General features: G+C 58.3%; 14 protein-coding genes and 4 pseudogenes. 6 read left to right on the top strand and 12 right to left on the bottom strand.

Annotation, left to right across the window (positions count from 1 at the left end):
* The first annotated feature begins 84 nt into the window (after positions 1 to 84).
* A pseudogene (locus tag ISN39_RS34490) lies at positions 85 to 1,295 on the top strand (IS110 family transposase).
* Positions 1,296 to 1,832: 537 nt separating this feature from the next.
* Here ISN39_RS34490 and ISN39_RS34485 read toward each other — a convergent pair.
* Both ISN39_RS34485 and ISN39_RS34480 read right to left on the bottom strand, forming a co-directional pair.
* On the bottom strand, positions 1,833 to 2,222 hold the full coding sequence (locus ISN39_RS34485) for a transposase (RefSeq protein ID WP_246763615.1): 390 nt from the start codon (positions 2,220 to 2,222) through the stop codon (positions 1,833 to 1,835).
* 288 nt (positions 2,223 to 2,510) lie between these two features.
* Positions 2,511 to 3,992 carry a PLP-dependent aminotransferase family protein gene (locus ISN39_RS34480; protein WP_194732415.1) on the bottom strand — a complete coding sequence of 494 codons (1,482 nt, stop codon included), beginning with the start codon at positions 3,990 to 3,992 and terminating at the stop codon, positions 2,511 to 2,513.
* A gap of 82 nt (positions 3,993 to 4,074) precedes the next feature.
* On the opposite strand from ISN39_RS34480, the pseudogene ISN39_RS34475 reads away from it, so the two are divergent.
* Positions 4,075 to 4,311: pseudogene (locus ISN39_RS34475) on the top strand (methionine gamma-lyase); the annotation flags it as partial.
* A 94-nt stretch (positions 4,312 to 4,405) separates the two neighbouring features.
* Complete coding sequence (locus ISN39_RS34470; RefSeq protein ID WP_194732414.1) at positions 4,406 to 5,311, top strand: LysR family transcriptional regulator; 906 nt, start codon at positions 4,406 to 4,408, stop codon at positions 5,309 to 5,311.
* Between the two features lie 186 nt (positions 5,312 to 5,497).
* Here the strand turns inward: ISN39_RS34470 and ISN39_RS37410 are convergent.
* Positions 5,498 to 5,857: pseudogene (locus ISN39_RS37410) on the bottom strand (winged helix-turn-helix domain-containing protein); the annotation flags it as partial.
* Here ISN39_RS37410 and ISN39_RS34460 point away from each other — a divergent pair.
* The 3 genes from ISN39_RS34460 to ISN39_RS34450 all read left to right on the top strand — a co-directional run bounded on the left by ISN39_RS34460 (position 5,768) and on the right by ISN39_RS34450 (position 8,671).
* Positions 5,768 to 6,994, top strand: a complete 1,227-nt coding sequence (locus ISN39_RS34460; protein WP_194732413.1) for an aminotransferase class I/II-fold pyridoxal phosphate-dependent enzyme — start codon at positions 5,768 to 5,770, stop codon at positions 6,992 to 6,994. The pseudogene ISN39_RS37410 and the gene ISN39_RS34460 sit on opposite strands and share 90 nt — an antisense overlap.
* A gap of 65 nt (positions 6,995 to 7,059) precedes the next feature.
* Entirely contained in the window at positions 7,060 to 7,956 is an 897-nt protein-coding gene (locus tag ISN39_RS34455) for a dihydrodipicolinate synthase family protein (protein ID WP_194732412.1), read from the top strand.
* 160 nt (positions 7,957 to 8,116) lie between these two features.
* Positions 8,117 to 8,671 (top strand): sugar O-acetyltransferase, encoded by a 555-nt coding sequence (locus ISN39_RS34450; protein ID WP_194732411.1) that lies wholly within the window; start codon positions 8,117 to 8,119, stop codon positions 8,669 to 8,671.
* Between the two features lie 771 nt (positions 8,672 to 9,442).
* On the opposite strand, the gene ISN39_RS34445 is transcribed toward ISN39_RS34450, so the two are convergent.
* The 9 genes and pseudogenes from ISN39_RS34445 to ISN39_RS37405 form a co-directional block, all read right to left on the bottom strand.
* Positions 9,443 to 10,105, bottom strand: coding sequence for an OmpW family protein (locus ISN39_RS34445; RefSeq protein ID WP_194732410.1), 663 nt, complete (start codon positions 10,103 to 10,105; stop codon positions 9,443 to 9,445).
* 890 nt (positions 10,106 to 10,995) lie between these two features.
* Entirely contained in the window at positions 10,996 to 11,682 is a 687-nt protein-coding gene (locus ISN39_RS34440) for a universal stress protein (RefSeq protein ID WP_246763614.1), read from the bottom strand.
* A gap of 303 nt (positions 11,683 to 11,985) precedes the next feature.
* Positions 11,986 to 12,702: a response regulator gene (locus ISN39_RS34435; RefSeq protein ID WP_194732408.1), complete on the bottom strand. Its 717-nt coding sequence runs from the start codon at positions 12,700 to 12,702 to the stop codon at positions 11,986 to 11,988.
* 183 nt (positions 12,703 to 12,885) lie between these two features.
* Positions 12,886 to 13,551 (bottom strand): Crp/Fnr family transcriptional regulator, encoded by a 666-nt coding sequence (locus tag ISN39_RS34430; protein WP_194732618.1) that lies wholly within the window; start codon positions 13,549 to 13,551, stop codon positions 12,886 to 12,888.
* Between the two features lie 19 nt (positions 13,552 to 13,570).
* A complete protein-coding gene (gene ccoS, locus ISN39_RS34425; protein ID WP_022719059.1) occupies positions 13,571 to 13,738 on the bottom strand; it encodes a cbb3-type cytochrome oxidase assembly protein CcoS in 168 nt (55 codons plus the stop codon).
* The gene (locus tag ISN39_RS34420; protein ID WP_194732407.1) at positions 13,735 to 16,020 is read right to left on the bottom strand and encodes a cation-translocating P-type ATPase; all 2,286 of its coding nucleotides are present in this window, start codon (positions 16,018 to 16,020) and stop codon (positions 13,735 to 13,737) included. Before ISN39_RS34420 ends, ccoS begins: the two co-directional genes overlap by 4 nt.
* Complete coding sequence (locus ISN39_RS34415) at positions 16,017 to 16,508, bottom strand: FixH family protein (protein ID WP_194732406.1); 492 nt, start codon at positions 16,506 to 16,508, stop codon at positions 16,017 to 16,019. Before ISN39_RS34415 ends, ISN39_RS34420 begins: the two co-directional genes overlap by 4 nt.
* Positions 16,505 to 18,076 (bottom strand): cytochrome c oxidase accessory protein CcoG, encoded by a 1,572-nt coding sequence (gene ccoG, locus ISN39_RS34410; RefSeq protein ID WP_194732405.1) that lies wholly within the window; start codon positions 18,074 to 18,076, stop codon positions 16,505 to 16,507. The genes ISN39_RS34415 and ccoG overlap by 4 nt, the downstream gene beginning before the upstream one ends.
* Before the next feature lie 172 nt (positions 18,077 to 18,248).
* A pseudogene (locus ISN39_RS37405) lies at positions 18,249 to 18,433 on the bottom strand (hypothetical protein).
* Positions 18,434 to 18,444: the final 11 nt, after the last annotated feature.

The raw sequence follows: 18,444 nt of genomic DNA, 5'->3' as shown, positions 1-18,444 counted from the left end.
TGGGTATGGAGCAGTCTATCTGCCAAGTCGTGCGTTAGCCTTATCAAGCTTTCTTTGTAACCGGTGGGCTGGTGGTAAGACCGTATGTCCGTCTTCGTGGCTGAGGTGGCTCGCCCTACACTGGTCTTCCGAGGGTTGCTCGGAAGGGCCGAGCCGATCCTCACGACAGGAGGACGAGCCGTGGCAGATTATAGAGAAGCTTTTGTCGGAATCGATGTCGCCAAACTGAAGAATGCGATTGCAATTGCTGAATCCGGCCGGGACGGAGAAGTTCGCTATTTCGGCGAGATTGATGCATCGGATGCCAGCATGCGCCGCATTATCCAGCGAATAGTCGCGAAGTTTGATCACGTGCATTTCTGCTACGAGGCCGGCCCCACCGGTTACGGCCTTCACCGGCTCATCAAGTCGCTTGGCCATGACTGCATGGTTGTCGCTCCGTCGCTGATCCCGAGGAAGCCTGGTGACCGGGTTAAGACGAACCGTCGAGACGCGCTTGCGCTCGCCCGGCTATTGAGGGCCGGCGAGCTCACGGCCGTTTGGGTTCCCGACGAAGGTCACGAAGCTATGCGAGATCTCGTTCGCGCCCGCTCTGCCGCTATCGAGACATTACGGGTTCACCGGCAACAGGTAGCGCCTTCATGCTCAAGCATGGTCGCATCTATCCGCGCAAGAAAGGTTGGACGATGCGGTATCTGCGCTGGCTGCAGGAGCAGCAGTTTGATCATCCGGCACATCAGATAGCACTGCAGGAAATGATCGAGGCAGTGCGCACTTCGAAGGAGCGTGCCGAACGACTGGAGAAAGTGATCGAGGAATTTGTCCCGAACTGGTCTCTCGCCCCGGTCGTTCGAGCGCTGCAGACCCTGCGTGGTGTCGATCTAATTGTCGCCGTCACCTTCGCCACAGAGGTCGGTGACGTAACCCGATTTGAAAGCCCACGCCAATTGATGGGCTATCTCGGTCTCGTTCCTGGCGAGCGATCCACGGGTGAAACCGTGAGACGAGGCGGAATAAGGAAGGCTGGCAACGGTCGAGTTCGACACATGCTTGTTGAGAGTGCGTGGACGTATCGCCATCCGCCGAAGCTGGGCGTAAGGAAGCTGTATCGCTTGGAGGAAGCCCCGCCGAGAGTGCGAGAAATCGCGTGGAAAGCTCAGAGCCGATTGACGGCTCGATATCGCTTGCTGGCCGCACGGGGAAAACGAACGACGGTGGTTTGCACTGCAATTGCCCGTGAACTGGCCGGCTTCATGTGGGCTGTTGCAAGGGAGGCGCAGGCGATCAGAACATAGGTCACTGCAGCGAACTTGCACCTCGCGCATGGGCGGAGGCGGGACAACGGCAGGGGAATATCCGTCACCGCTTTGTGGCCGGCATCGACCGACGCCCGCAGTAAGATAGGAACAGCCCCGGACGCACAATCGGGAATGCGGTAGCCAACCCGCGCATCAGAGCTTGATCACCGACGTCCTTCAGTTCCGCCTCCACCCATGCGCGATCATCATGAGAGGACCGTTCGCGAGAGCGGTAGCTTCCTCATGCCCAAAGCGTTGACAACGGACATCAGAGCGGTGTCGAGCTTACACTTTGACCGAGCTGCGTTTTGCAGTGCCGAGTGCTGTAGAACATGACGGGGATGGCGACCATGCAGCCATTAGCGGCCAGTGCTCGTTTGCTCAAGCTCAAGGACGTTTCCCTCTGGATCGCGTGCGTACGCGATCAGATATGGCTTCTCTGGTGTCCCAAAATCCGTGACGTTGCCGATCTGCGAGCCCCCAGCTTGAAGAATCTTCGAAAGTGCGTCGCTTATATCCTCCATTTGGTGAAGATCATGTCGTCGCCGCCAAGGCACGCGCGATGGCTGCGATCCGGGCAGCAGACGCACCTTCTTCAAGGCGGATCGTGACCGGACCGACGATAACCTCAGCGCGGGAAACCGCCTTGGCAGCCAGCGGCTCCGGCATGGGCGTCTCGATAACCATGGCCGCGAATTCGACTGCTTCTTCCGGCTCCGGCAAAACCAGCTTGCCCTGCCGCGCCAGTGTTCGCCAGGACGACAGATGGTTTGCCTTCAGGCCGTAGCGTTCCGCGACTTCGTTCACCGTCACGCCCGGTCGCAAGCTCTCCGAAACAATCCTGGCCTTGACCTCGTTTGGCCATTGGCGATGAGCCTCACGTCGGCCCCGCCGCGTCGTGAGAACCTCCAACGTAGTCTCCATGGAGAAACTCCTTGTCGCTCTTCCATGGAAGCCCATCCCAGATCAGGCGATTACCGGCAATGTGGGGTCGGAACATCGGTTACGGCTGATGCTGGTGCCTGGCAGGTAAAAACCCACGGTCATGGCACCCAGTCCCGGTCATAGCTGAACTTTAGCGGGGAACTGGTCTTTAGATCTCTAGAGCCAGTTTGATCACATGTTGCTGGTCCAGTTTCTGCTTGGATGGGACTGGCTGACATCCAGCAACGGCCTATGGCGTTTGCGTCGGTTGGTATGCCGCCGCAACTGTTAGACTTGCCCCTTGGCTCGTTCGACTGCTGCCGAAAGAAGCTGAACACCCTTTTCGATCTGCTGCGGGGTCAAGGCTGAATACCCCATGACAAGCCCGAGCCTATCCGCCGTCGCCTCTTCCGGTTGCGGCTCATAAAGAGGTGAGATGCAGTAAACTCCGATGCCGGCACGCTGCGCGATTTCCAGCAAAGCCGTCTCGGACGACTTCGGCAGTTCGTTGAACCAGACCACAACATGCAGTCCGGCGTCGGCGCCTTCCACGGAGATCCTTTCGCCGAATGCGCGCTGTAACGCGTTCAACAACGTCTCGCGTCGGTCTCTGTTCAGCCGCCGTACGCGACGCACATGGCTCTCATAGCTGCCGCTCTCGATCAAAGACGCCAAGGCCTCCTGCTCGGTCACCGGCGAATGTCTGTCAAACAGCTGCTTGGCGGTTGCGAACACGTCCTGCAGTTCCGGCGGCACAACAAGATAGCCGATGCGCATCATGGGCGAGAGCGTTTTGGAGATCGTACCGAGATAAATGACGTTGTTTCCGGCCTCCAGACTATGGAGTGGAGGCACCGGGCTGATATCGTAGCGGTATTCGCTGTCGTAATCGTCCTCGATCACGTAAGCACCGTTTTCCCGCGCCCATTCGAGAAGCTGATGACGGCGAGAAATCGGCATGACGCCGCCGAGCGGAAACTGATGGGAAGGTGTGACGTAGGCCAGCCGGGCACGCACGCCCTCCAATAGCTCGGTCTTCAGACCCTCGCAGTCGACGCCGACGGCGATTGCGGAGGCGCCTGTGCTGGCGAAGATCTGACGAGCCATTCGATAGCCGGGGTTTTCGATGACGAACTCGCTGTCAGGGCCGAGCAGAAGTCGCGCGCAAAGGTCTAATCCTTGCTGGGAGCCATTCACGATGATGATTTGTTCCAGATCGCAGCGCAATGTTCGCGCTCGCCAAAGATACCCTTGCAGGGCTTGGCGCAAACGCAGCGATCCTCGCGGGTCATCGTAGGCAAGTCGGCTCGGTCGCTGAGCGATGACCGCGTTGACAGCTTTCTTCCAGGCAAGCGCCGGAAAATCGGATGGAGCGAGATCTCCGTAGCGGAAATCAACCATGAGCGAACTAGGCAAATAATCGAGCCAAGGCGGTGTCGCCCGAAGTTTTTCACCATAGGCCGACAGGCGCTGAGCGGCCCGTTGCTTCGACGTGGCGTCTCTCGGACGCTGCCCGAATGGCAACGCTGCGACCCGCGGGCGGGCACCTTGGCGCAGCTCCACAAAGCCCTCTGCCGCAAGCCGCTCATAGGCGGCAGTCACGGTCGTTCGTGATACGCCAATCTCGTTCGACAGATTTCGAGATGACGGTAGCTGACCACCAGCCTGATAAACTTGGCTCAAGATCTGATCCTTGAGCGCCTCGTAAATTTGGCGTGCTCCCATCTTCCTTGCGCGTTCTGGTGTCGCCTGACTTTCCAACTGGACCATCTTCTTTCCGCCGAATTGGATATTTCTTGCGGACTAGTATGCTGCCACTGTGGTCAGAAGCAAAGAGGATTACCGCGAACCAATGACCGGCAGCAACGAACAAGGCAACCTCCAGGACCACTCCGACCTGTCGCACGGCGTGAGCCTTGGGTTTGACACCCGGGCCATCCACCACGCGTTCGATCCTGCCGCCTTCTCAAGAGCGGTCCAGCCACCCGTCTTCCTGACATCGACCTATGGCTTTGAAAGCGTAGCGGCGAATGATGCTGCGGCATCGCACGGCGGCAGGCTCTATGCCCGCGAATATAACCCGACCACTGCGGGGCATCATCGCCGCAGCCCTTTTAACGTCTATTCTGCAGTATTGGCTAAACTCTGGGTAGCGCTTGTCCGCGCAATGGATACATCCGGACATGCGTTTTAAGGGTCTTGATCTAAATCTTCTCGTTGCACTCGACGCTTTGATGACCAAACGAAGCGTCACCGCTGCTGCGCGCAGCATCAACCTCAGTCAACCCGCCATGAGCGCAGCCATCGCCCGGCTACGCATCTATTTCCGCGACGAGCTGTTTGTAATGCAGGGCCGCGAATTTATTGCAACACCGCGTGCGGAGGCCCTCGCCTGCGCGGTCCGCGATACCCTGCTGAACATCCAGTTCTCCATCGTTTCCTCGGAACCGTTCAACCCGGCGAAATCGGAGCGGCGTTTCAGGGTCATTCTTTCAGACTTCATGACACACGTGTTCTTTGAGAAGATCGTGGCGCGCGTGGCTCGGGAGGCCCCCGGCGTCAGCTTCGAATTGGTGCCTCTCGATGACGATCCAGGTGAGCTTCTTCACTCCGGTCATGTCGATTTTTTAATTCTTCCGGAATTGTTCATGTCGAGCGCGCATCCCAAAGCAAAACTGTTCGATGAGACACTCGTGTGCGTCGGCTGCCTCACGAACAAGCAGCTGCCACGGCAGCTTTGCTTGGAGAGATACATGTCTATGGGGCATGTTCAAGCTGCCTTCGGACGTATGCGTAAGCCGTTGATCGATGATTGGTTATTGCTCGAGCACGGCCTGAAGAGACGTATCGAACTCGTCGTGCCCGCTTTTAACTTGATCCCGCCATTACTATTGGGAACCAATCGTATAGCGGGCATGCCATTGCGGCTGGCCAATCGTTTCGCAAAAACGATACCCCTGCGAATCGTCGAACTTCCGCTCCCGCTTCCTCCGTTCACCGAGGCTGTCCAGTGGCCGGCCGTTCACAACACGGATCCTGGAAGCATCTGGATGCGGGAAATACTATTCCAGGAGGCCTCGCGCATGTAATCTCAGCCGGAAAGCTAGGCGAGCAACCGTCGCGGGAAAAATGGCCGAAGGTTGTTCTGGTTGGTTCCGATGCTAAGCGTTGGCATGTAGTGGTAGGATTATCGGGTCGGATTTCTTCAAGGCGAGCGAGCTGCAGCTTTCTTCTCTCTCTCTCTCTCTCTCTCTCTCTCTCTCTCTCTCTCTCTCTCTCTCATAGGCGACAGTCACGGTCGTTCGTGACACGCCAAGCTCGTTCGACAGATTTCGAGATGACGGCAGCTGACCACCAGCCTGATAAACTTGGCTCAAGATCTGATCCTTGAGCGCCTCGTAAATCTGGCGTGCTCCCATCTTCCTTGCGCGTTCGGGTATTGCCTGACTTTCCAACTGGACCATTTTCTTTCCGCGGAATTGGATATTTCTTGCGGACCAGTATGCTGCCACTGTGGTCGGAAGCAAAGAGGATACCGCGAACCAATGACCGGCAGCAACCAACAAGGCAACCTCCAGGACCACTCCGACCTGTCGCACGGCGTGAGCCTTGGGTTTGACACCCGGGCCATCCACCACGCGTTCGATCCTGCCGCCTTCTCAAGAGCGGTCCAGCCACCCGTCTTCCTGACATCGACCTATGGCTTTGAAAGCGTGGCGGCGAATGACGCTGCGGCATCGCACGGCGGCAGGCTCTATGCCCGCGAATATAACCCGACCACTGAGATTCTTGAGCAGAGGCTCGCCAACCTGGAAGGGGCTGAGGCAGGTCTTGTGGTGACGACCGGAATGGCTGCCTTCGGCACCCTGATCCTGTCACTGCTGTCGCAGGGCGACGAGCTCGTCGTGCATAACACGCTGTATTCGAATACCGTTGCCATGGTAGAGCAGGGCCTGCCTCGCTTCGGGATCAAGGTCGTTCCCGTGGATTTGTCCGAACCGTCGAACCTCGACGCGGCAATCACGGACAAGACGAAGCTGGTTTACTTCGAAACGCCGGTAAATCCCCTGAGCACCATTCTTGATATCGCGGCGATCGCAGAGCGTGCTCACGGGCTTAATGTAAAGGTCGCGGTGGACAGCACTTTTGCATCTCCCGCGCTCCAGCGGCCGATCGAACATGGCGCCGACATTGTGCTGCACTCCTTAACCAAATACATCAATGGGCACGGCGATACCCTGGGCGGTGCGCTGCTTGGAGACGCTGAAACGCTTCATATGTTGCGAGAAACCGGCCTGCGCTACATTACGGGTGCGACATTGTCGCCGCACTCGGCATTCCTGATTCTGCGGGGACTGAAGACACTGTCTCTTCGGATGGAGCGACACAGTGCTTCGGCCCTTGCGATCGCGCGCATGCTCGAGGCGCATCCAGCCGTTGCCTGGGTGAGCTATCCCTTCCTCGAATCCCGTTCCATAGCGCGCAAGCAAATGACCCAAGGGTCTGGCATGCTTGCTTTCGGCCTTCACTCGGGTTTTGAAGGTGCGCGAACAATGCTGGACCGGCTTCAGTTGGTGACACGTGCCGTGAGCCTGGGGGACACGGATAGCCTCATCTATCATCCGGCCAGCATACTCCGGGCGCGCCAGTCTATCCGGAAAGATGCTCACTTGATCGAAGGGGTCGGAGAAGACCTCGTCCGTCTCTCGGTAGGCCTTGAAGATGTCAGCGATCTGATCGCCGATCTGCGTCAGGCTCTTCAGGTTCTATGACGGATACTGCTGGATCTCCATCCAACCGGCGAATGAGACGAACATCGGGAGTAAGGAATGAATTTTTGAGCGGACTATCCAAATTTCCTATCACGCCGATGAAACGCGACGGCCAGATCGCTGCGGACGCGCTGCGCGGGCTGATTGCCCGGCTCTGCGCGGCTGAAGTCGATTCCATCGGTCTCCTCGGCAGTACCGGCACCCACACGGACCTCGCACGAAAGGAACGCCGCCGGGCACTTGCGTTGGCTCTCGAGGAAACCGGTGGCCGCTTACCGGTTGTGGTAGGAGTCGGTGCTTTGCGAACCGACGAGGACGTCAGGTTGGCTCAGGATTCCAAAGCCTTGGGCGCCGCGGGCCTGCTTGCCACCGTCTCCTACGCTCCCTCACGGAGGATGAAGTCTTCAAGCACTTCTCGACCGTTGCCCATGAGAGCCGTCTGCCAATCGTTCATTTATGACAATCCTGGAACGACACATTTTCGCTTCACGCCGGCGCTCGTGGGGCGCTTGGCCAAAGTATCCGGCACTGTCGCGATTAAGAACCCGACGGACAAAAGCGATGAGATCGGAGGCCATCTGGCGGGCCAGAGAGGAATCACGCCAGACGATTTTTCGATCGGCTACAGTGGCGACTGGAACGCCACAGAAGCCATGATCTGCGGTGCCGATACCTGGTATAGCGTGCTTGCCGAGGGGGGTCATGCCCAGCATTTGTCTCCGCATCGTAATGGCTGCTCAAACCGGCGATATTGCAGAAGCGCGCCGGCTCGATGCCGCCCTGAACCGGTCTGGGATCTCTTCAGGCAGTTCTCCAGCCTTCGGTCGGTCTATGCGCTTGCAGACTCGCTCGGAATCTCCCAAGCCGAGCCGCCTCGTCCGATTCTCCCGCTTTCGGAGCTGGCACAGGCGCAAGATTGCTTACTGCCTTTCCCTTATTCGGCAGGATGTTTCTCCGCTTGAGTAGACGATGATTGACCCAGCCGCCTACGGAGGAAAAAATGCTTTATCTCCTCTGAGCCTACACTTGCAGTCGCCGGGGCAGTTGCGATCGAGCGAACAAGAGCAATTCGGCTCGATCAACGACTGACCACCTCTATGAAACACGATCTGAGAAGAAACAATGACACGCAGTGAAAAAGAGAAGATGCTGGCAGGCGAGATGTACAATGCGGCGGATCCGGAAATCCAAGCCGACCTGCTGGTCACCGGGGCTTGGCTGAAGCGGTACAATAATACACTGGGCGACCCCGCCGATCAGTGGCATGTGCTCCTCTGCGAGCGGCTAGGAGAGGTCGGGCCTGGAGCGGTTATCCGTCCGCCCTTTCACTGCGACTACGGCTTTAACATCAGGATCGGAGCCCACGTTTACCTCAATTTCAACTGCGTCATCCTTGACGTGGCAGAGGTGACGATTGGCGAAGGAACCGCAATTGGGCCTGCTGTGCAGATTTATACCGCCGATCATCCGCATGATCCCGAGCAGAGGCAGGCAGGGCTGCAGTTCGGACGACCCGTCCGCATTGGCAGGCACGTCTGGATCGGCGGTGGAGCAATCATTCTCCCGGGCGTGACGATTGGCGATAATGCGGTCGTGGGCGCTGGCAGCGTAGTCACGCGAGATGTTCCTGCAGGCGCAAAGGTCCTCGGAAGTCCAGCTCGGGTCAAGGGCTGTTAAAAGCCCCCGACTTCACCCACCTAGGCGTTGAGAGTACGTCAGGGTTTGGGAAAGGCTGATATTTGTGCGGTGTCTTTGCTTCGACGGACGGGGCTGCTGGGCTTTCCGATGCCCTCGCGGTCACTGTCAATCGGCACTGACTTTCACTCTGACGCGGATTTTTGGTTCATGTCTCTCGTGTGCACTGAGCAGCCGATGCCCTGCTTCCAGGAACGGCAGCGACGCCGACAACCGCGGCCAATCTGCCACCGGCATGTTCGAGAAGAAGTTGGCTCATATTCCCTCACCAGGCGTGGTAGCTTCAACGCGCTCGCGCTGTCCCTTCTGTCCGAAGGCGACGAGATGATCATACATAGGCCAGTGTGCGCCGAGGCGACCGCTCTGATGGAGAAACAGCTCTGACAGACCCGGCAAAAAAGGTCCCCGTTAATCCGTCGTCGGATACTGCGAATATCCGCGTTCGGTCACGCCTTGAACGCGCCTCATAATATTCCGAAACTCCGACGAGCCTTCTCGGCGATCCCATCGGATCACAGCGATCGCAGAATGCGGTCGCTCCTGCGGCGTCAAAACTCGCAATCGAGAATTGGCCCCACTTCCACAGAGACGCCACGCGGCAAGCTGAAACCGGCCGCGTGGTCCATGACGGTCCCGCGCTAAACTAACTTGAAACGAGCACTTCAGCCGTAGGCCCGGTCGAGGGGCGCTGCTGCGAATGACCGTCCCTCGATATGTGACTCGCGCGGGATGCTTGTTGTCGTCGAAGCCGGATTAAAAGCGATACGTAATGCCAGCGCCGATGAGGAAGGGATCGAGCTTCGCTTTGCCAGTGACGTTGTTTCCGCCGACATTAGCGTCGAAATTCGGCCTTAAGAAGATCTTCTTCGCGTCAACGTTGAGACCCCAATGATCATCGATCATGTAATCGAAACCAACCTGCAAGGCCACGCCAAACGCGTTCTTGACGTGGAGGCTCTCGGCGGTATTGCCTGACTGATTGTAGAACTTTGTATAGTTCACGCCAGCGCCCACATAGGGTCGGAAGGCACCAAAATCGGTGAAATGGTATTGCAGCATTAATGTCGGCGGCAGCAGCCAAGTCTTGCCGACCTCACCTAAACCGGCAATTGAGCCACGACCGTGAACCTTGGCATAGGTCGTGCCCAGGATGAGCTCGGCCGCGATATTGTCATTGAAGAAATAGGAGATGTCGAATTCTGGGAAGACCGAGTCAGAGTAAGAGAGGTCGGAGCCCGTTAATCCACCAACCCGGCCAGAGTCGTTTGTGATGGCGCCGAGCGCGCGCAGGCGTACCTGCCATGGGCTAGGGATGGCCGCATCGGGTGCGATGATCAAGTCGGACGCGTCAGCTTCACAAGCCGCCGCGACAGTCCCTGCGACGATAATGGCATATGCAATTTTGTTGATCGTCATGTTTGTCTCCGTTAGTGGTGCCGTCCACGAGGTGGTTCGAGCTGCGTCGATAGCGAAAGTACAATTTCTCTGTATGGGGATAGCGGGTTGAGACTGCGAGCCGCCGGAGGCTGACAGTAATCGGTCGCTAACCTCCCCGTGACCTTGCCCCCCATTCATCGATCCTAGGTCCACATCAGCGGTCTTGGCTTCAGTGGAAATTTTCAACGAAGGCGGTGAAGAGATGCGTTTCTCGCATTGAGTGACGCCCCGATGTTGCTTGACAAAACTCGCACTATCCTTTGACGGCAGTAGAGGGTTGCGAACGCTTAGTGGGCGCTCCTAGATGGCCAAGCATGGACCGTGCCAAAGGAGAAAATCGTTTTAAACCAATGCCCTAGAACAATCACTTCTATGTCGCGGCCTCGACACATTGTCGGAGATCGGACAACGCGAGCGGCTATCAATCGGCCTGCTAGTGGCGGATGAAGCCATGCAACCTAAATCAGTGACCTAGTTATAACGAAGAAGATTGTGACCACCAAATCCATGACAACCAGCTCGCTGCCGAATGACCCGGCTGGAAAGGTAAGAGCGACGTCTACTTCGGACGGCTGAACTCGATCCTTTTCCGAGCCAAGGCGAAAAAACTCGCTTCGACCGGGCGGCCGAACCGAGGGCCTCGACGACTTCCGGCATGTTTCAGGAGCCATAACGAGGATGGGAACGAAATTCCCGTTCCGGAAGAACGGCAAGACTGTTCTACGACTATGTCGGCAAGCACGCCAGACCGAACGCTGCAGTCCTTTTTCTCCGGGAGTTTCAGATCCGCTGGCTTCGCGAATGCTGCCGCGTCCGGCGCGTAGTCAAGGGATACAATGCGTCGAACAGCATCGGTGCCCGGCGGCAAATTATCGAGCCAAAAACAGCGGCAATGGCAGCTTCTCAGGGATCCATCTCGTGGCGCCGCCAAAGATTCGTTGACGCAGCCCCCGGTACCCGTGAGCGCCCATGACGATCATATCCGCGGATGCGTCCGCTGCATGCCGCGCAAGGACCGCGTCGAGTGATGGGCCGACGCTCGGCATTCGATCGACCGCCACGCGAACACCGTGCCGAGCGAGGTAGTCAGCAATGTCGGCGCCCGGATCGCGGTTTCCGTTGCAGGCTGCTTCGCGATCGGACATCACGACACGAACTTCCTTCGATCGAGACAGGAGACGCGTAGCCTCTCGAACCGCACGGAACGCCTCGACGCGCCAATCCCATCCGACCAGCACGTGCCGTGGGCACAGAGTTGCCTTCGCGCCCTTCGGCACAACAAGTAGCGGCTTTCCCGTTTCGGCCAGACTGCCGTCAATAACTGACAGCGCGAGATCACGGTCTCCAAGAAGTAAGGGTCCGATTATTGTTAGATCTGCATAAAGCGCCCGCTGTCGCACAGCATCACCGACACTGTCCTGGTCGCCATAGTGCGTGTTGACCTCGCAGCGAAGGTGCATGGCTCCCAGCAGTGTCTCGATTTCCCTAACCCGCTTTTCCAGCCTGACCATGTCGGTCGTCAGTCCATCGATTTCACGGCACCGTCTGTCCAACATGCCTATTTCCCGTGCACGCCCTTCATGCCAGGGGGCATATAACTCGTAATTGCCAGCGCTGATCGGCGGACGGGCAGCAAATCCAATGATAAGGACGGAAAGAGCCGCGCCGATCTCGGCGCATAAGGTGGCAGCTGTTCTGACGTCTTGACCGGAATGGTCCGCTGCCCAAGGTCGACTGGTGTTTATGCGTATTTTGGGAGGTGTTGGACTAACCGATGCTCGTGACGTCGGACGTTGCTGTTCGAAGGAACATAACGCGCGCGCTTGAGCGAACATTGACGCCGATCAATTATGAAGCATTTAGCGCAGTTGTGCGGTGAACACGTAGCCGACGCCCCTCACGGATTGAATCAGACTGGGATCCTTCGGGTCGGTCTCGATTTTCTTTCTCAACCGCGCGATTTGAGCGTCAATGGCGCGGTCGAAGGCCGCGAAGCTGCGATTTCTTGTCATGTCCATCAATGTCTCACGGCTAAGAACGCGCCCGGTATTCCGCAGGAAGACGAGCAGCATGTCGAACTCGCCGGTTGTCAGGGGCACATCCTCCCCGCACGGAGATGTCAGCCGGCGGCGGCCGATATCCAGGCGCCATCCTTCGAAGTGAAAACACTCCTCCTCTCCTGACGAGCGGGGGGTTGTGAGGCACGCGTTGCGGCGGCGCAGGACGGTACGGAGCCGTGCTAGAAGCTCGCGGAGGTGGAAGGGTTTTGCGATATAGTCATCCGCACCCAATTCCAGACCGACAACCCTGTCAGTGATGTCGTCCTGACCGGTCAGCATCAGGACCGGTACGTCGGACGTGTTGCGGAGTTCCCTCAACAGTTCGAGGCCATTTTCGCCCTTCGGAAGAACAAGGTCCAGAAAGATCGCCGCGTAGCCGGTCTTGGCCAGTTCAGCGCGCATTTCGGCGCCATCGCCGACTGCGCGCACCTTGTATCCGCTATCTTCGAAATACCGAACCAACATCTGTCTTATCCGGGGATCGTCGTCGACCACCAGAATACGATCCGTGTCCATGCTTTATTGCCCCACTGCAGCATTGACGCTACAGATAACTTAGCTTCGAGCATGTTTCCACCTTCACGGCACACGATCTCCGCGCTAGTCCGCCGCACCGGCGTGCTGAAACGCAGCATCCGCATCGCGGCAGCAACGGCAGCTCCAACATACGGGTGAGGTGTGGGAGGCGCAGAGCGCGACCTAACATGCCGTCCTCAGCAGATCGGCATCGGCGATATGGATATACCTACCTCTGACAGCGATGCCGAACGTGGAGAGGGAGGCGAACGCGCGAGAGAGAGCCCCTGGAGCCAGTCCGAGTTTACGGGCAAGAACCTGCTTCGGATAAGGAAGCCGGATCACTGCAGACGTCGTATCATGCAAGCCTCGGTCGAGGAGGTAGTTCGCTACGCGTTGCACAGCAGTGTTTAGACGATCGGCAGCGATGCATTCTACCGCCGCCAGGAAATTCCTCGCCATCGCCCGCGTGATGTTTTTCTCGACCGGCGGGAACCGGTCGAGAAGTGCGGCCAAAGATCCGAAATCGAACTCCGCAATCGCCGTGTGGTTGGTCGCACAAGCGCCATAGGCGTAGGTTCTGCCTACCGACAAAAGATATTCTCCGAATGTATCCCCGGGCTCGCAGACATAGATATCGGCCTGGTGTCCCGCGCGATCCGTTTTGATGAGCCGTACATAGCCGTGAATGACGCAGAACATCGATCTGGCATCATCTCCTTCAGCAACAATCTGCTGCAGCGGCGCGACGGTTCGAAGCCGGGCGATGCCCATAAAGGCTTCAAGCGCATCTTCTTCCAATCCCCTGAACAGATCAGAATTCAACAACGCCGGATTGACAGCGAGCATGGCAGTCCCCTTCTCCAGATTATTGGTATCTTCCGTCATCACGGTCATCTTCGTCATCGGCGACTATTCGCCAGGCCGCCCCCTGAAGGTCCTCGTACTGTCCGCTCTTCAGCGACCACAGGAACGCGCCGAGTCCGATCCCACCCATCACAAGAGCAATGGGGATCAGGTAGACGAGCATATTCATGCGGCCGACACCTCCGCGTCTTCCGCGCTGCTCGTCGTTGCAGCTATCTGCTGCCGCTGTCTCAAGCTGTTCAGGCGCAGGGCGTTTGCCATAACGATCAGCGAAGAGGTCGACATGGCAACCGCCGCAATCAGTGGCGTCGCGAACCCGGCGATTGCGATCGGCACGGCAAGAACGTTGTATCCAATTGCCAGCGCAAAATTCTGACGGATGAGTCCGGCAGACCGCTTTGCCACTGCGATGGCATCCGGAACAGCGGTCAGGCGATCGTTGAAGAATACGAGGTCGGCGGCTTGTCTGCCGATATCCGAAGCAGTCGCGGGAGCCATGGAGACGTGGGCTGCTGCAAGTGCAGGCGCATCATTGATGCCGTCACCAACCATCAGGACGTGGCGGCCAAAGGTCCAGAGGCGCTCGCACTCCTCAACTTTCTGCTTCGGCGTCAACCCGCCCAGCGCTCTGTCGATGCCGATTACACGCGCGGCGTTGTCGACGACTGCCTGCCGGTCACCCGATACGATTATCGTTTCAAGGCCTCCGGCCTTCAGCTCGCAGACCGCTTCGGCCGCCCCAGGCCTTAAAGTGTCGTCGAAAAAGAACCGGGCCATCGCCTGCCCATCCTTCGACAATACGACCTCCGAAAAGGGGCCATTTGCGCCTGTCGTTTGCCGTGACTCTTCGCGGGCAAAGGACGAACTGCCCAGTCTATATGTGCCTTCCGTTGTCACGGCCTCCAATCCTCCGCCGGCGATCTCCGTCACGCGATCGAAGGATCTAGCCGTTGCCGCGGGACCGCGAAGAAGTGCCTGCGCCAGCGGATGCCGCGAATGAGCGGCCAGGCCGGCGGCCACCGCCAAACTCTTTTCATCAGCGGATTCGACCTCGATCAGATACGGAACGCCCATCGTCAGTGTGCCGGTCTTGTCGAATGCAATGCTGTCGACATCGGCCAATCGCTCCAATGCCGAGCCATCCTTCACCATAATCCCCCTGCGGAAAAGTTCGCCGGCGGCAACCACCTGGACAACGGGAACCGCCAGACCCAGGGCACACGGGCAAGTGATGATCAGCACGGCAACAGCCACGAGCATCGCCTGCTTCCAGTCGCCGCCGAATATACCCCAGCCGAGAAACGACATGAGCGCCAGCAAGTGGACCGCGGGAGAATAAACCGACGCTGCACGGTCTGCGATGCGTCTGTATCGCGCCCGGCCGCCTTCGGCGGCCTCCATCAGAGCAATGATCTCCGCAAGCAATGAATTCTTGACCGTGCTTGTGGCGCGCAAGATGAGCGAGCCGGTGAGATTCATCGCACCCGACCTGACTTCGTCATTCCCGGCGACGGCAACCGGAGCGCTCTCGCCGGTCACGATCGACAGATCTATTTCGCTTGCGCCGCCTGCCACGACGCCGTCGACAGGAATACGCTCGCCTGCCGCGACCGAAATTTCATCGCCGACGGCGATATCTTCGAGGGGCACGTAGCGTTTAGACCCATCAGGCTGGATCAGCAGAGCACCGCGCGGAGCAAGGTGGGCCAATCCGTTGATTGCCGCACGGGCTTTCTCCCTCATGATATGGTCAAGCGTCCTTCCGATCAGCAGAAAGAACAGCAGGGAGACCGAAGCATCGAACCAGGCATGCTCGCCGTGGTGCATCGTCTCCCAAAGCGAGACGGCATAGGAAAGGGCCACTGCCAGCGAGATCGGCACATCCATGTTCGTCCGGCCGTGCTTGAGCGCATTCCATGCCGAGCGGAAGAAGAAGCCCCCGGCATAGACAAGCGCCGGAGCGGCGATCATCGCCGAAATCCAGTGGAACATGTCGCGAGTAGCGGCATCCGCTCCGGACCAGACCGAAATCGACAGCAGCATGATGTTCGCGGCCGCAAAACCGGATACTCCCACTGCCAGAAGCAGTTGGTTTTTCGGTTTGTCATTCTCGCCTGCAAGCGGCGCAAACAGATGTGCCCTGTATCCGACAGCGCTGATCGCTGCCATGATCTCAGTTGGGTTGACCGGATCGCCGTCCATCGTCTCGCGATAGATGCATGCCACGCGACGCGCCGTCAGGTTCACGCGTGCCTTTCTGACGAAAGGTAGCTGCCCCAAAGCACGCTCGATCGTGCTTATGCACGCGCCGCAGTGGATATCGGGCACGCTCAGATCGAGTTGGCGCAGCGCATCGCCGAGCGAATGGCTCGCCAGTGTTATTTCCTCGGCACTAGGAGTCGTGTCGCTGAGGGCCATCGCGCTTTCGGCGTCCATCGTGCAGCAGGTCATTTGCCAAACTCCGCGGTGTCGATACGTCTTGCCTCGTGCATCACCATAGTTCCCCCGTGCCGGGAGGTGATTTCCACTATCCAGTCACCTTCAGGCAGGATGTGACGGGCTACGAATTTTCCTTCTCCGATCTTCTCAGCGGGCAGCTGGAAATCCTCGTGCTCTCCGACCGGCCGTTTGAAATTGAGAGCGACCTCGTCCACGGCAGCGGGCGAGCCATCCTTTTTGCGGATGTCGTAATGGATTGCGTCAGCGCTGAAGGAAAGTGTTCCGGCAATGCCGGAGGCTGCCATCGCCTTCATCGCAGCTGCCTTGCTGTTGAACTGCTGACTGGCCACGTAGGTGTTTTCGACCACGAGCCCGCTCCAGGTTGAAGACGCAAACCAAGTCATAGTGACGTTGACGCTGATCACCACTCCAAAGAACGTCACCATGATCAAAAGAATATGGCGGCCTGTAAAAGCTCGTGCAGGAACTTGTGTGGTCATCTGGCTTCTCCCGGAGTGTTGAATGCGGCTTTGTAAAGAGCCCTGTCCGTGTGGTCGGCGTCCTCGATGACGAACAGGAAGCCACTGACGGGCGTTGCGGTCTCATGCCGCGTCACGAATACCCTGAGGGTCGTCGCCGCGTCAGGCTCGGCGTCGATGATGAAGGCACGCCCATCCAGCATGCTGATCTCGGGGATGCGCATGGTTGCGCCGTCCAGGCCCTCCAGCCGCACGTTCACCTTTCTGGGTGCGGGCACCATGTTCAGAATTCTGAGCGTGTAGCCGTTGCGGACCGAGCCATCGGATATGAGTACATACTGCGGATTGCGGTCATGGACGACGTTCAATTTCAGCCGTTCGCGGAGGCCCAGATGGACAAGCATCCCGACGCCAATCGCCGCCCAAACGGCGGCGTAGAAAACCACGCGTGGACGGAAGATGATGCGCCAGTCGAAATGCCGGATCGCACGGACGAATGTCCCCTCGGCATTTCGGACGCGCGCCGGCTGCACAGGCAATCTGCCGCCATCGGTTGCAAGGCGCATGTTGCTCGAATAATCGCTGAGAGTGGCGTAGGCAATGAGACCGCGCGGCTTGCCGATCTTGTCCATCACGCCGTCGCAAGCATCGATGCAAAGCGCGCAGGTGATGCACTCCATTTGTTGGCCGTCACGGATATCAATACCCATTGGACAGACGGCCACGCAGGCGTTGCAGTCGGCACAGTCTCCTACAGCCTGACCTGATGCCTCCGCCTTCTTGGCATGGCGCGTACGCGGTTCACCCCGCCAATCATTAAAGGTAACGACTAGAGAGTTTTCGTCCAGCATCGCGCCCTGGATGCGGGGCCAGGGGCACATGTACGTGCACACCTGCTCGCGCATCAGCCCGCTGAAAATGTAGGTGGTCGCAGTCAGGGTTGCGATCGTGGCGTAAGCCACTGTGGGGGCCCCGCCTGTCACGAGAGACTTCATAAGCTGCGGTGCGTCGGCAAAATAAAATATCCACGCGCCGCCCGTGGCTACGCCGATTGTCAGCCAGAGGGCATGTTTCGCCACCCGCTTTCTAAGCTTCTCAAATGTCCAGGGGCCGGCATCGAGCTTCATGCGGGGGTTTCGGTCTCCTTCGATCGCCCGCTCGACGACAAGGAAGAGATCGACCCACACGGTTTGCGGACAGGAATAACCGCACCAGCCACGTCCGACAGCGGATGTGACCAGGAACAAGCCGAACCCAGCCATGAGAAGCAGGCCCGCCACGTAGTAAAACTCTTGGGGCCAGATCTCGATGAAGAAGAAAAAAAAACGCCGTGAGGCCAAATCGACCAGTATTGCTTGATCCGGTGCGTAAGGTCCGCGGTTCCAGCGTATCCACGGGGCCAGATAGTAAATTCCAAGCGTGATCAAGGCGATGATCCATTTGAACCGACGGAACTTTCCTTCGGCCCGCTTGGGAAATACCTTCTTCCGCGCCGCGTAGAGCGGCTGGCGGTTGCGTCGGGCGTCTACACGCTCTGCATGGCGCCGTTCGACGTCCTTGGGGGGATTTGGCGCTGTGCAGAGGTTCATAGGACGAGTTCCATTTCACCTGCCCGTGTGCGACTTTCGGCAGCATCCTTCCTTGATCCAGGTCAAACCGGAGAAGCCAAAAAGAAGGCCACGCCCCTGTGGACGGGTGGCGTGGCCTCGTGAGGAACTACGGGGGAGAGTGCCCGCTGGGAACTTCCTCACAAATGGCAATCTATCGGCTGGTCGTTGCGTGCTCCTTGACGCAAGTCAAACTCACCTCGAACTGCCGATTTTTTCCGGATTGCCCTGCTCTCGCTTTACATCGTCCGGCTTGGCACGCACTGAGACGCGGGCGTGTACGACCGCGCGCGGAGCGCCGTACACAGTGAAAAGCGGGTTGTAATCATGGGTAGTCATATCGTATTTCT

This window comes from Rhizobium sp. 007 (assembly GCF_015353075.1).
Taxonomy (GTDB): Bacteria; Pseudomonadota; Alphaproteobacteria; order Rhizobiales; family Rhizobiaceae; genus Rhizobium.
Note: the sequence above shows the minus strand (reverse complement) of the source record. Positions and strands in the feature narration are given on the sequence as shown.